Source organism: Caenispirillum salinarum (genome assembly GCF_044803115.1).
GTDB lineage: Bacteria > Pseudomonadota > Alphaproteobacteria > Rhodospirillales > Rhodospirillaceae > Caenispirillum > Caenispirillum salinarum_A.
Genome location: NZ_CP085224.1, coordinates 3,334,902 through 3,347,070 on the forward strand (window position 1 = coordinate 3,334,902; position 12,169 = coordinate 3,347,070).

The following is a 12,169-nucleotide window of genomic DNA, read 5'->3' on the forward strand; positions in this document are numbered from 1 at the left end:
TTTCATTCCCTCACCGCACCGGCACCACCCCCGTCCACACCGGCCAGTCGCGGTCCGCGCCAGGGTCGCCCGGCGGGCCGCTGCGGCTTTTCAGGCCCACTTCCACCAGCGGCACCTCGGCGATGGCGGTCGCCGCCGCTTCCTTGGCGTTCAGGGGGCGGACCAGGGCGCTGCGTCCCGCCTCCACCTTGTCGATGAAGGACGGGACGACGACGTATTTCTCCTCGTCCGAGAGCAGGCGGCCACGGCCGTAGAGCATCACGCAGCGGTAGTTCATGCTGTGGGCGAAGGCGGATTTCGCCAGGACCAGGCCGTCCTCCAGCGTCACGGCGATGCTCAGGCGCTCGCCGCGCGCGATGGCTTTCATCAGGCCGCTCTTGTGGCCGCCGTGGAGGTAGATCGCCTCGCCGATGCGCCAGAAGTTGGTCGGGTGCACCCGCGCCTGCCCCGCCTCGTCCACATAGGCGACGTGGCAGACGTATCCCTCGTCCAGCACCGCGTGCACCGCCGCCTTGTCGTAGGTCATGCGGTCCTTGCGGCGGGCCTTGGTGGCCGGCGTCGGGGCGTAGATCGGGCGTTCGGCGCCGTCGCGGGCGGCACCGCCAACTTCCATCTTCCGGGGCATGTCACGGGTCCAGTCCGAGTGGGCGCGCCGGCGCGTCCTCCCTTGGGGGAAAGACGCGCCAGCGCCTCAACGGAAACAAGAATGCCCCGGCAAGCGGACCCTTTGAAGGGCCGGATTATGCCGCGTGAACAGGGCCACTCGCCGCCGCGGCCGTCGCCGGGCGCTTGACGCCGGCGCGCAGGAAGGCGGGCTCGATGGCGTTGGCGAGCTGCTTGATGCGAAGCCCCATGCTGCGCGCGTCCACCGAGGCGAACCCCAGGATCAGGCCCTGCTGGCGGCGGTCGTCGCCCAGGTACATCTGCGACAGCGGCGTCACGGCGATGCCGGCGGCGCGGGCGCGCTCCACCAGGTCGACGTCGGCCACGCCCTCGGCCGTGCGGGCGATGAGCTGCAATCCGCCCGAGGCCGGTTGCAGGTCCAGCATGCCGGCCAGATGCTCCTGCCCGGCCTCCAGCATGGCGGTCTGGCGCTCGGCATAGAGCGCGCGCATGCGGCGGATGTGGGCGGTGAAGTGGCCTTCCTCCATGAAGTCCGACACCACCGACTGGTGGAACACCTGCAACAGCCCGTTGGCGACGATGCGCGCGCGGGTGACGTCCTGCACGAACTGCTCGGGCACCACCATGTAGCCCAGGCGCAGGTCGGGGAACAGGACCTTGGAGAAGGTGCCGACGTAGAACACCCGCCGGCCGCCGTCCAGCCCTTGCAGCGCCGTCAGCGGGCGGCCGCAGTAGCGGTATTCGCTGTCGTAATCGTCCTCGATGATCCAGGCGTCGTTGCGCCGCGCCCAGTCCAGCAGCGCGAGGCGCCGGGCGACGCTCATCACCGGGCCGGTCGGGTACTGGCGCGAGGGCGTGATGTAGGCGAGCCGCGCGTGGGGGGCCAGGTCCTCACCGGCGGCCACGTCCAGGCCCTCGCCGTCGACGGGCACCGGCACCAGGTCCAGGCCCGCACCGCGGAAGGCGCCGCGCGCGCCCAGGTATCCGGGGTCCTCGATCCACGCCTTGTCACCGGGATCGGCCAGGATGCGCGCGCAGAGGTCGAGCGCCGCCTGGGCGCCGTTGGTGATGATGACCTGCTCGGGCGAGCACACGACGCCGCGCGCCGTCGCCAGATAGCTCGCCACCGCCCGGCGCAGGGGCTCGTAGCCGGCGGAGGGGCCGTAGTTGCCGATGGCGGTCTCGCGCAGGCGCAGGCGCTTGCTCGTCAGCCGCTGCCAGAGGGCGTGGGGGAAGGCGTCCAGCGCCGGGGTGCCCGGCCGGAAGTAGGTGGCGGCGCGGCCGGGGTCGGTCACGATGCGCGCCGTCGACAGCACCTGCCCCCGCCGCGACAGGCCGGGGCCGCCCTCCTCCGGCTCGGGCGGGGCGCTGGCCTTGGGATTGTCGCAGCAGGCCTCCACCAGCGTTTCGCAGATGGTGTCGGTGACGTAGGAGCCCGAGCCGACGCGCCCCTCGATGAAGCCTTCCGCGTAAAGCTGGTCGAAGGCCGCCGCCACCGTGTTGCGCGACACGCCCAGTTCCTGCGCCAGCACGCGGGTCGACGGAAGGCGCGCCTTGGCGGGAAGCTGGCCGCCCAGGATGGCGCGGCGGATGTGCAGGTAAACCTGACGGTAGAGCGGCGGGGCCTCGGGCCCGTCCTGAAGGTTGACGGGGCCGATCACCGCGCCCGAAGGGGCCTTACCCATGAAATGGACTCCTGCCGTGGGGGCGCAACGCGCCATCATTGGCCCGATCTTACGGGTGTCAAATGGTCCGCTTTAAGGGCCATTGATCCGCACATCATGGAGCCACTACAGCCGCAAAGCCAGTGTCATCGCGTCATGCGGCCCTGTCAGGACGACGAGTCGGAGGGGTTCGGCAGGGGCAATCCGGCCAGCGGCTTGATCTGGTTCAGGATGATGGAGGACCGTAGATTCCCCACGTTGGGTAGGGCCATCAGCCGGTGCATGACGATGTCGCTGAAGCTTTTCAGGTCCGGCGCGGCCACCCGCAGCAGGTAGTCGGCATCGCCGGTGGTCAGCGCGCATTCCAGCACCTCCGGCAGGTCCAGCACCGCGTTCTGGAAGGCCTGCACGGCTTCCTCGCCATGCTCCTTCAGCGACACCGTGACCAGCGCGATCACGTCCAGCCCCAGGGCGGCGGGGTCCAGGCGCGCCAGGTATCCGCGCACCAGCCCGGTCTGCTCCAGCCGGGCGATGCGGCGCGAACATTGCGACGGCGACAGGTTCACACGCTCCGATAGGGCCACGTTGGAGATGCGCGCGTCTTCCTGCAGGGCCGCCAGGATCCTGATGTCATAGCCGTCGAGGCCCTCGATGCCGGCTTTCTTCATCATCCTGCTCCCGCGTGCACGGTTCGATCACCAATGTGCGATCTGTAGGACAACGACGCAAGGACAGTGCGCGCTCCTTGCCCTATAATGCGAGGAAACAAAAATGAATGACAGGCATGGACGGCGGCAACCCGGGCGGTCCGGGGGGCGTCGTTGACGCAAGGACACGGAGGTTCAGTCCCATGGTATTCGAACACGCCCACTTCGACGACCACGAGCGCGTGGTTTTCGTCCGCGACGAGGACAGCGGCCTGAAGGCCATCATCGCCGTCCACTCCACGGTTCTCGGCCCCACCATCGGCGGCTGCCGCGTGCGCGCCTACGCCGACAGTGACGAGGCCCTGACGGACGTGCTGAAGCTGTCGCGCGGCATGACCTACAAGGCCGCCATGGCGGACCTGCCTTTCGGCGGCGCCAAGTCAGTCATCCTCCACGACCCGCGCACGCCCAAGAGCCGCGCCATGCTGCTGGCCATGGGCCGCGCCATCAACAACCTGAGCGGCATGTACACCACCGCCGAGGACATGGGCATGGAGGAAGACGACCTGCGCATCATGCGCCGGACCACACCCTACGTCGCCGGTCTGCCCGAGGACGGCCTGGGCGTCAGCCCTGGCCCGCTGACCGCCCTTGGCGTCTATCACGGCCTGCGCGCCGCCGCCCGTCACAAGCTTGGCAAGAACAGCTTGCGCGACGTGCATGTGTCGGTGCAGGGCGCCGGCCACGTGGGCGGTCCGCTGATCGAGAGCCTGGCCGCCGACGGCGCCCGCATCACCGTCGCCGATCCCGACGCCGGCCTGGCCGCGCGCATGAAGGCCGATTTCGGCGCCGATGTGGTCGAGCCCGACGCCATCTACGACGTCAAGGCCGACATCTTCGCCCCCTGCGCCATCGGCGGCACGCTGAACGCGGCGACGGTCGCGCGCCTGGACGTCGCCTGCGTCGCCGGCAGCGCCAACAACCAGCTGGGCGACGACGACGCCGGCCGCATGATGCACGAGAAGGGCATCCTCTATGCGCCGGACTACGTCATCAACGCCGGCGGCCTCATCAAGGTCAGCCTGGACGTCATGGGCATGCGCCACGGCCGAAACCTGAGCGAGGACGCGGTGAAGGAAAAGGTGGTGCGCATCGAGGACCGCACGGCGGAAATCTTCAGCCTGGCGTCCAAGCGCGGCATGCGGCCCGAGGAAGCCGCCGACCATATGGCCCGCGAGCGCATCGGCAAGGGCAAGAAAGCCTGGGCGGCGTAATCTATCGCGCGTCCCGGCGCAGCACGGGATAGCCGCCGCAGGCGTGAATGGCGAGCGCCACATCCTCGGCCCGGCAGCGCAGGGCGCCGACGTTCACACGGACCTCGGCGCCCTTTTTCCTGCGGCGGCCGCGGCCTTCGGGATGCAGAGCGACGGCGAAAAAGGCCCGCATGCCCCGCCCCCGCAGTTCCACCGTCCGCACGTCGGTCCAGGGAATGCGGCGGCCGACGCGGCGGTCGAGGATGCCCTGCTCGTCCACCGTCAGAACCGGGCCGGCGCGCATGAAAAAACGGGCCGCCGTAAGGCCAAGCCCGCTTGCCAGAATGACCGCCACGATAGCCGAGGCCGCCGCCCCGGTGTCGGCGCCCATGCCGGTGGTCTCGCGCAGCACCTCGGCCGCCTCGCCCTCGGCAACGAAAAGCAGCGCGAACGCGCCGCCCACCGCCGCCGTCAAGACAAGGCTCGCCAGGGTGAGAACCAGCAGCTTCAGCCGGTCGTATGGGAAGGTGTAGCTCATGACGCCTGCCACCCGGATCAGGATGTTGCGCTGCACCTACAGGTAGAGCACAACGACGCCCGGCTTACGACTCTTTTTTAATTTGAAACCGGCGGAAGGTGGCAGGAGCCCGGAAGACTCTCCACCTTCAGGCGATTGAACGCCGCAGTACAGCGTGCTTTCGGCGCATTCCGGTCAACCATGAGGCGAACACCGTGCGGTCGATCCTGCCATGCCGGAATTTTTTGCGCCGCGAAGGACCGACTCGACTATGGTGACGTTCTAGACACGGTGCCGCCGCGCAACGGGGCGTGGCGAGCCAGGAGCCCGAGGCCGATGACCAGATACCGCCGCATTGCGATGGTCCTGCTTGCCGCCGGCAGCCTTTTCTCGGCGGCCGGCGTGGGCTCTGGCATGGCCCTGGCACAAGCCGCCGAAACACCGTCCGCCGCGCTCACTCTGGGAGGCCTCACCCTGGACAACGGCAGCGGGCCGCTGAACCTGGCGGAGGATGCGCCGTCCCTGTCGCTCGGCCTCGCGCCCAGCCAGGACACCCTGCCGCTCTCCGCCCGCCCCGGCGCCCTGGCCGGCTCCGGCGCGGGCGCCGCCGACAATACCGGCGGTCTTGGCACGCGCCTGACCATCGGGCAGCCCCTGGGCGTCGACTTCCTGGGCGGCAGCGTCGACTGGCAGGCCGCCGCGACGCTGGAACAGGCCCCGCAAGGCGGCGATGCCTACGGCCTGAGCCTGTCCCTGGGCTCCATGGCGGAGTCCCCCGCCGCTCCACCCTCGGACCTGCGGATCGGCCTCACCTATGGGCGCGAGCCGAAACTGGACGAGCACGGAATCGTGCTCGACTTCTCCTATAGCTTTTAGCGATACCTCCCATCCGAAGGTCGTTATTGCGGCGGCGAATGGACAGGCGTAGCCTTTTCGCATGTGCGGAAAACGGGTGCGGAGAGGGTCCATGCGCTATCGCGATGCCACCGACGCCGACGGCGATGCCGTAGCCGCCATCATCGAGGCGGTGTTCGGCGAGTACGACGGCTGCACCTTCAACCGGGCGGCTGAGTATCCCGACCTGGACCGCGTAGCCAGCACCTTCGCCAACCACGAGGGCGGCTTCTGGCTGGCGGAGGACGAAGCCGGACGCGCCGTCGGCTGCATCGGCATCACGCGCACCGCCGATCCCGACACCTTCGAACTGCACCGCCTCTACGTCCTGCCGCACGCCCGCGGCACGGGTGCCAGCGCCCGCCTGCTGGCCCAGGCCATCCGCCATGCCCGCGAACACGGCGCCCACCGCATCATCCTGTGGACGGACACCCGCTTCCACTCCGGCCAGCGTTTCTACGAGCGCCACGGCTTCGTCCGCCTGCCCGGAACCCGTGTGCTGGACGACGAAAGCATGAGCCAGGAATACCGCTACGTCCTCAGCCTGGACGCGGCCTGTCCGGCGGGGTCCGCCCTTTCCGCATCTCGATCATCGCGAAGTCCCAGCGCGGGTGCGGCGTGCGGATGGCCGTCGCGGTCCATCCATGGGCGACATAGAACCGCCGCGCCCCGGCATTAGGCTCCGCCACGTGCAGCCGCGCCACATCGTGCCCGCGGCCGAAGATTTCCCGCTCCGCCACCGCCAGCAGCAGGCGCCCGACGCCGCGCCCCTGCGCTTCCGGCGCCACGAACAGCTCCTGCAGCAGGTCGCCCTCTGTCAGCACCACGGCCAGCGCGCCGCCGCCGTCCGACCGCGCCGCCATCCAGCCGCCCAGGAACGTCAGCCGGGCCGAGATGAACCCGGCCGGATCGCGCCGCGCGGCTTCCGCCACCTCCGGGCAGAAGGCGCCGTAGGTCTCGATCACCGTCCGCGCCACCAGCGACCGGACGGCATCCACGTCCTCGGGCCTGACCGCGCGCAGTTCCACCGTCGCCATCCCCGCCGCCGGATCACATGGCGCCGGCCATGACCTTCCACCAGCGCCGGGCGTCGCGCGCCGTCCAGGGGCCGCCGTGGCCGGAGAACAGCACCGTCTCGGCGGGCACTTTCTCAAGGAACCGGCTGATCGAGCGCACCAGCGTCGGCTGGTCGCCGCCGGGGAAATCGGTGCGCCCGACGCCGCCCTGGAACAGCGTGTCGCCCGTCAACGCGAAACCGGGGAAGACGAAGCACACCCCGCCCGGCGTGTGCCCCGGAGTTGCCACCGTGGCGACCTTGGCGCCGGCAACCGCGTGCTCCGGCTCGCCGCTGAACCAGGTGATCTCCGGCACCTCCAGCGCCCGGCCGAGCAGCATCTGCCCCCACTGGCCGGCGTTGTCGAGGATCGGCCGTTCGGTGTCCTGGGCGATGACCGGCGCGCCGGTTTCCGCCGCCACATGGGCGAGCGCGGCGATATGGTCGGGGTGGCCGTGGGTGAGCAGGATGGCGTCCACCGTTTCCAGCCCGCCGTTCTCCTTCACCCGCGCGATGATCCGCTCCGCCGCGTCGCCCGGATCGACGATCGCCTGCCGGCCCGTCGGCACATGCTTCACCACGTAGCAGTTCTGGTAGTACGGCGGCTCGCTGACGACGATGTGGACCTCGTAATCACCGATGACGGCGGGGCTTTCGAACGGCTGCATGGGAGGATGTTCCTTCCGGTTGTCCAGGCGCGGCGCAGCATAGACGAAGCCGCCCCGCCTTGACACCCCGCCGCGCCCGTGGCACCACCATCGGCATCATGACCACGACCACGCTCATCCCCATCCTGCGCCCCGTCACGCCGCCGCAGGGAAAAGGCCGGAGCCCAGAGCGATTTGCCAGAATCGGAATGGGCGAATAGGGTCGCGGAGCCGAAGGCGTGTGCGGAGCACACAGCGCCCCCCCACGCCGATCAGGCGCGTGAGCCCGCGTGGCGCCTGAACGCGGCCCTGCGACCGCGACAGGGCGCAATATCCGCCTCCGCACACCTGAAATGGGCAGCCTCTCGCGCCGCCCGTCCCCGCGCCCGTGATCGAGCGTGCATTCCATGACCCGTGACCTTTCCACCACGCGCCACACCGGCGCGGCCCTGATTGCCGTGAGCGCCCTGTTGTGGTCCACAGCCGGGCTGGTCTCCACCAGCCTGTTCGCGCACGTCCACCCCCTGGCCGTCGGCTTCTGGCGCGTGGCGCTGGCCGTGCCCGCCCTGCTGATCCTCGCCCGCGCCGCCGCCCGCTGGAGGCCCGTCACCCGTCGCGCCGCCCTTCTGCTGGCGCTGATCGGCCTGACCCAGGCGGGATACCAGGGCTTCTATTTCCTGGGAGTCTCCGAACTGGGCGCCGGCCGGGCGACGCTGGTGGCGCTGTGCGGCGCACCGGTGCTGATCTCGGTGATCGGCGCCGCCGTCCTGAAGGACCGCCCCGGCCGCCTGGAATGGGCCGCCGTGCCCATCGCGGTGGCCGGCGCCGCCCTGCTGATCGGAGCCCCCGCGCCCGGCGTGGAAGGATCGGTGCTCGGCTACGCCGCCGCCGGGGCCGCCGCACTCTCCTACGCCGTGTTCGCCCTGACGGCGCGGGCGCTGGCCGGCCTCTACCATCCCTTCCAGATCACCGCCATCGGGTTCGCCGTCGCCGCCCTGACGCTTCTGCCGCTCGCGCTCGGCGCGGGACTGATCCCGGCGCAGGGCTGGGGGACGCTCGCCTACCTGGGGCTGGTGCCGACCGCGCTGGCCTACGCGCTGTTCTTCTTCGGCATGAGAACGGTCACCGCCACGGCCTCGGGCGTGCTGGTGCTGCTGGAACCCGCCGGCGCGGCGGTCCTCGCCGCCCTGCTGCTGGGGGAACGGTACGGGGCGCTCGGCCTGGTCGGTGGAGCGCTGCTGCTGGGGGCGGTGTTGATGGTGAATTTCGCCAGGCGGTGAAGCTGGATCGCTTGGCGCAGGCACTTCAGGGGACCTCGGTCCCCTGAACCCCTGATTGGGAGGCACAGCCTCCCAAACCCTCCAGTTTTTTAAAAGTCGGGGCGGTGCTGGCGGGTCCTTTAGGCATTGTTTTGAAACGAACAAATACCCGTCATTCCCGCGAAAACAGGAATTCACATACGGCCCCTGCCACCCTGCCCCGCTCCCACTCAACGAAAAACTGAGGGGTTCGGGGAGCTGCGCTCCCCGATCGGGCGCGGGCCGAGGCCCGCTCGGCGTCAGCCGAAGCCCGCCCCGCCGCAGCCCGCCTCAGATCAGCGGCCGCCCCGCGCCGTCGCCGAAGTTCTCCACCACGTAGTCGATATCCTTGTCGCCCCGCCCGGAGACGTTGACCAGGATGCATTCCCCGGCCGGGCGCTCCTTGGCGAGCTTCATGGCGTGGGCAAGCGCGTGGGCGCTTTCGAGCGCCGGGATGACGCCCTCGTACCGGCCGAGCGCGTAGAAGGCGTTCAGGGTTTCCTCGTCCGACACGGCGGCGTAGGAGACGCGGCCGCTTTCGTGCAGGAAGCTGTGCTCCGGCCCCACGCCCGGATAGTCCAGGCCCGAGGCGATGGAGTGGACCGGGGCGGGGTTGCCGTCGGCGTCCTTCAGCATCAGGCACTTGAAGCCGTGGATGATGCCTTCCTCGCCGTAAGAGATCGTGGCGGCGTGCTGGCCCAGTTCCGTGCCCGTGCCGTGGGGCTCGACACCGTGCAGGGCGACGTCTTCGTCATCGATGAAGCCGGCGAAGATGCCCATGGCGTTGGACCCGCCGCCGACGCAGGCCACCACGTGATCGGGCAGCGCGCGGCCGGTGATTTCTGCGAACTGCTCGCGCGCCTCGAAGCCCATGACCGACTGGAAGTCGCGCACCATCATGGGGAAGGGGTGGGGCCCCACCACGCTGCCGATGGCGTACATGGTGGTTTCCGGGTCCTTCAGGTAGGACACGAAGGCTGAGTCGACGGCCTCCTTCAGCGTGCGGCCGCCGAAGCCGACGGGGACGATCGTCGCGCCCAGCAGCTTCATGCGGGTGACGTTGGGGTGTTCCTTGGCGATATCCACCTCGCCCATGTGGATCTCGCACTCCATGCCGAAGTACGCCGCCGCCGTCGCGAGCGCGACGCCGTGCTGGCCGGCGCCCGTTTCGGCGATGAGCTTCTTCTTGCCCATGTGCTTGGCGAGCAGCGCCTCGCCCATGCAGTGGTTGAGCTTGTGCGCGCCGGTGTGGTTGAGGTCCTCGCGCTTGAGGTAGATGGCGGCCCCGCCCAGCTTCTCCGACAGGTTCCCGGCATAGGCCACGGGGGTCGGCCTGCCCTGGAAGTGCTTGCGGATGTGCTTGAGTTCATTGATGAACGGCGCCGACCGCGAGATGCGCAGGTAGGCATCGCGGATGGCGGCCATGTGGGGCTCCAGTTCGGGCGGGATGAAGCTGCCGCCGAACTTGCCGAAGAAGCCCTCTTGGTCGGGGTACTTGCGCAGGTGACTCACGATGATGTCCCTCCCGGTGGTGCGGTCATGATGGTGCGGGGAGGAGACACTAGCGGGGTTGGGGTGGTGTGGGAAGTGGCGGGTGGTGGGGGTCTTTGGTGGTGGGGGGTGACCGCGCAAAGAAGCGCCTATGGGATGAATGGCGGCAAACTGATGACTAAACAACCATGAGACGCTATAGTGGATGCTGATCCACCAAAAAGCGCTCTCCAATCAAGATCGTCAGCCATGCATTTTTTCTATGAAGCCTATACAATTCGAGAAGAAATAGACGAAATAATAGATTATGTTACTAAATTTACATCTTATTGGAAAACTAGCGCAAGAGGATCCCTTATACCGAATAGTATTTTAGAAGATTTTGAAAGTGTTAAACCTCACATAGAGAAATTCGATCTGAAAATATACAGCGCCATAGACAAAATGAGGCCAATCAACAAAAACCTAGCTTTGCGGCTCGAAAAAATCATAGAGGACGGGGAAGTTTGTCAGAATCTAAACCATTTATCTATTTCGATACTCCTGAGCCGTTCGCGCTCCGGACAAGAGAGTTTTCGTTACAACTTTCTAATATTTCTAGAAAATTTGGTGCAAACCGCCTATGGCATCAAAGATGCATTTAATGCAACCAGCAAAAGAGAGGTTTTTACGGCTGGGGGTCAAGAGATAAATCTTACAGATCTCTTAGCTAGCCTTATGAGAGCCCGCAGCATTGTTGATGAACTAGTCGACATAATTATGAAAAGAGATAAAATTCACAATAATATATTTGAAACACACAACATAGACAAATATTCTATTATCGAAAAACTCGATAAAGCTATAGAAGAAATTAATAGAATCCCGAGACATCTAGAAGATCATAGGAAACTTTTAAGGTCACACCTTGAGGTCGCGCGAGATGAAGCGGGCTCCGATTCTCCGGACTGGAGAAAAATAATCGGCGCCTTGTTCATTGCCTCTGCAATAATCAGTTCTCTTGCTGATCTGCCAGATGCCATAAATTACGTTTACGATGCTAGCAACAGCATAATAACAGCCATAAACGAGATAATTAACGAATCAACTCCTGATTTGTCTTCCGGTAGTAAGAGCATATTTCTGCCAAACAGGCATAATCCCATAGACATATAGTTTTTATCATCTAAAGCAGTTTTACCTTCCAAGGTAGGCGTAGCAAATCATCTAATGTGGTATTCAGCACCGCCGCAAGTTTGCGGTAAGCGTCCACGCTGCCGACCTTCTTTCCCGCCTCAATCTCCGCCACGTAGCCCGGCTGCATTCCCGCCCGCTCCGCCAGGGGCGCAGGGTAAGGCCCCGGTATTCGCGCCAGACGCACGGGGTGCGCCTCGTCCATGATGATGCGGCGCGCGTATTCCATCGGCAGCGCCTCGCCGCCGGCAGCCTCGCGGGCGGAGAGGATGTCCTTAGAGGCAGTGCCGCGCTTCACCGATGCGCCGCCTCTTCAAACCCCTCCCGCCGTCCGACGGCCTCTGCCAGAAGAGTCACAACGTAGGTGTTGAGGCTGACACCTTCAGACCTTGCCAATTCGGTAAGCTGGGCATGAAGCGAGCGTGGCAGGCGCTGACGCATTTCCGCCCGGCCAGCACCGGGTTCAGGGATCGGGCGCCCCTCAATATGAGCCGTTGCAAGCCACGCATGGATGGCGTCCTGAACATTCTCGGCAGCTTCCTGCCGGGTGTCGCCATCGGACATGCAGCCCGGCAGGTCGGGAACGGTCGCGACGTAACCGCCACCCTCGCTTTCAGGCAGCGGACGGATCAGGATCGCATAGCCTTCATTCGTCATCTATCGTGCTCCTCGCGACGCGCGAAACGAAGTCCACCAGCATCCTGATGTAGACAGGCCGGATCGGCCGGTGTGCCGGAATCGTCACCACGTCAGGCTGGCTCGGATGCGTCAGCGTCACATGGCTTCCGCCGGTGCGCCGCATGGTCAGCCCCCAGCCGTCGCAGACACGCTCCACATCCTGAATGGTCCAGTCGCTCTGGGGACTGGACGCCATCCGTTTCAGGAGTTTGTCTCGCTGCGTCATGCC

14 protein-coding genes and 1 pseudogene are annotated in these 12,169 nt (G+C 66.6%); 5 read left to right on the forward strand and 10 right to left on the reverse strand.

The window, feature by feature from the left end; all coding sequences use genetic code 11:
- Positions 1–10: 10 nt before the first annotated feature.
- The 3 genes from LG334_RS15285 to LG334_RS15295 form a co-directional block, all read right to left on the reverse strand.
- Positions 11–625: a pyridoxamine 5'-phosphate oxidase family protein gene (locus tag LG334_RS15285; protein WP_404379330.1), complete on the reverse strand. Its 615-nt coding sequence runs from the start codon at positions 623–625 to the stop codon at positions 11–13.
- Positions 626–740: 115 nt separating this feature from the next.
- On the reverse strand, positions 741–2,309 hold the full coding sequence (locus LG334_RS15290; RefSeq protein WP_404379331.1) for a PLP-dependent aminotransferase family protein: 1,569 nt from the start codon (positions 2,307–2,309) through the stop codon (positions 741–743).
- A gap of 146 nt (positions 2,310–2,455) precedes the next feature.
- Positions 2,456–2,959 (reverse strand): Lrp/AsnC family transcriptional regulator, encoded by a 504-nt coding sequence (locus tag LG334_RS15295; protein WP_404379333.1) that lies wholly within the window; start codon positions 2,957–2,959, stop codon positions 2,456–2,458.
- A 179-nt stretch (positions 2,960–3,138) separates the two neighbouring features.
- On the opposite strand from LG334_RS15295, the gene LG334_RS15300 reads away from it, so the two are divergent.
- Entirely contained in the window at positions 3,139–4,209 is a 1,071-nt protein-coding gene (locus LG334_RS15300) for a Leu/Phe/Val dehydrogenase (protein WP_404379334.1), read from the forward strand.
- Between the two features lies 1 nt (position 4,210).
- Here the strand turns inward: LG334_RS15300 and LG334_RS15305 are convergent, their stop codons facing one another.
- Complete coding sequence (locus LG334_RS15305; RefSeq protein WP_404379335.1) at positions 4,211–4,726, reverse strand: hypothetical protein; 516 nt, start codon at positions 4,724–4,726, stop codon at positions 4,211–4,213.
- Positions 4,727–5,041: 315 nt separating this feature from the next.
- On the opposite strand from LG334_RS15305, the gene LG334_RS15310 reads away from it, so the two are divergent.
- Both LG334_RS15310 and LG334_RS15315 read left to right on the forward strand, forming a co-directional pair.
- Positions 5,042–5,581: a hypothetical protein gene (locus LG334_RS15310; RefSeq protein ID WP_404379336.1), complete on the forward strand. Its 540-nt coding sequence runs from the start codon at positions 5,042–5,044 to the stop codon at positions 5,579–5,581.
- Between the two features lie 91 nt (positions 5,582–5,672).
- Complete coding sequence (locus LG334_RS15315; protein WP_404379337.1) at positions 5,673–6,278, forward strand: GNAT family N-acetyltransferase; 606 nt, start codon at positions 5,673–5,675, stop codon at positions 6,276–6,278.
- A gap of 10 nt (positions 6,279–6,288) precedes the next feature.
- Here the strand turns inward: LG334_RS15315 and LG334_RS15320 are convergent.
- Together LG334_RS15320 and LG334_RS15325 are read right to left on the reverse strand one after the other, a co-directional pair.
- A pseudogene (locus LG334_RS15320) lies at positions 6,289–6,636 on the reverse strand (GNAT family N-acetyltransferase); the annotation flags it as partial.
- Positions 6,637–6,649: 13 nt separating this feature from the next.
- Positions 6,650–7,321, reverse strand: a complete 672-nt coding sequence (locus tag LG334_RS15325; protein WP_404379338.1) for an MBL fold metallo-hydrolase — start codon at positions 7,319–7,321, stop codon at positions 6,650–6,652.
- A gap of 386 nt (positions 7,322–7,707) precedes the next feature.
- On the opposite strand from LG334_RS15325, the gene LG334_RS15330 reads away from it, so the two are divergent.
- Positions 7,708–8,580 (forward strand): DMT family transporter, encoded by an 873-nt coding sequence (locus LG334_RS15330; RefSeq protein WP_404379340.1) that lies wholly within the window; start codon positions 7,708–7,710, stop codon positions 8,578–8,580.
- 309 nt (positions 8,581–8,889) lie between these two features.
- Here the strand turns inward: LG334_RS15330 and trpB are convergent, their stop codons facing one another.
- Positions 8,890–10,116: a tryptophan synthase subunit beta gene (gene trpB / locus LG334_RS15335; protein WP_404386392.1), complete on the reverse strand. Its 1,227-nt coding sequence runs from the start codon at positions 10,114–10,116 to the stop codon at positions 8,890–8,892.
- Positions 10,117–10,338: 222 nt separating this feature from the next.
- On the opposite strand from trpB, the gene LG334_RS15340 reads away from it, so the two are divergent.
- Positions 10,339–11,244 carry a hypothetical protein gene (locus tag LG334_RS15340; protein WP_404379341.1) on the forward strand — a complete coding sequence of 302 codons (906 nt, stop codon included), beginning with the start codon at positions 10,339–10,341 and terminating at the stop codon, positions 11,242–11,244.
- A 10-nt stretch (positions 11,245–11,254) separates the two neighbouring features.
- On the opposite strand, the gene LG334_RS15345 is transcribed toward LG334_RS15340, so the two are convergent.
- From LG334_RS15345 to LG334_RS15355, 3 genes are read right to left on the reverse strand one after another with little or no spacing between them, the layout of a single operon-like run.
- The gene (locus LG334_RS15345) at positions 11,255–11,560 is read right to left on the reverse strand and encodes a helix-turn-helix domain-containing protein (RefSeq protein WP_404379342.1); all 306 of its coding nucleotides are present in this window, start codon (positions 11,558–11,560) and stop codon (positions 11,255–11,257) included.
- Positions 11,557–11,919, reverse strand: coding sequence for a type II toxin-antitoxin system HicB family antitoxin (locus tag LG334_RS15350; protein WP_404379344.1), 363 nt, complete (start codon positions 11,917–11,919; stop codon positions 11,557–11,559). Before LG334_RS15350 ends, LG334_RS15345 begins: the two co-directional genes overlap by 4 nt.
- Positions 11,909–12,166, reverse strand: coding sequence for a type II toxin-antitoxin system HicA family toxin (locus LG334_RS15355; protein WP_404379345.1), 258 nt, complete (start codon positions 12,164–12,166; stop codon positions 11,909–11,911). Before LG334_RS15355 ends, LG334_RS15350 begins: the two co-directional genes overlap by 11 nt.
- Between the last annotated feature and the right edge of the window lie 3 nt (positions 12,167–12,169).

Bases quoted from the DNA above. Each gene is read 5' to 3' on its own strand.
- LG334_RS15350 (WP_404379344.1), bottom strand. From the start codon at position 11,919: ATGACGAATGAAGGCTATGCGATCCTGATCCGTCCGCTGCCTGAAAGC.
- LG334_RS15310 (WP_404379336.1), top strand. From the start codon at position 5,042: ATGACCAGATACCGCCGCATTGCGATGGTCCTGCTTGCCGCCGGCAGC.
- LG334_RS15355 (WP_404379345.1), bottom strand. From the start codon at position 12,166: ATGACGCAGCGAGACAAACTCCTGAAACGGATGGCGTCCAGTCCCCAG.
- LG334_RS15325 (WP_404379338.1), bottom strand. From the start codon at position 7,321: ATGCAGCCGTTCGAAAGCCCCGCCGTCATCGGTGATTACGAGGTCCAC.
- LG334_RS15305 (WP_404379335.1), bottom strand. From the start codon at position 4,726: ATGAGCTACACCTTCCCATACGACCGGCTGAAGCTGCTGGTTCTCACC.
- LG334_RS15290 (WP_404379331.1), bottom strand. From the start codon at position 2,309: ATGGGTAAGGCCCCTTCGGGCGCGGTGATCGGCCCCGTCAACCTTCAG.
- LG334_RS15285 (WP_404379330.1), bottom strand. From the start codon at position 625: ATGCCCCGGAAGATGGAAGTTGGCGGTGCCGCCCGCGACGGCGCCGAA.
- LG334_RS15340 (WP_404379341.1), top strand. From the start codon at position 10,339: ATGCATTTTTTCTATGAAGCCTATACAATTCGAGAAGAAATAGACGAA.
- LG334_RS15300 (WP_404379334.1), top strand. From the start codon at position 3,139: ATGGTATTCGAACACGCCCACTTCGACGACCACGAGCGCGTGGTTTTC.
- LG334_RS15330 (WP_404379340.1), top strand. From the start codon at position 7,708: ATGACCCGTGACCTTTCCACCACGCGCCACACCGGCGCGGCCCTGATT.
- LG334_RS15315 (WP_404379337.1), top strand. From the start codon at position 5,673: ATGCGCTATCGCGATGCCACCGACGCCGACGGCGATGCCGTAGCCGCC.
- LG334_RS15295 (WP_404379333.1), bottom strand. From the start codon at position 2,959: ATGATGAAGAAAGCCGGCATCGAGGGCCTCGACGGCTATGACATCAGG.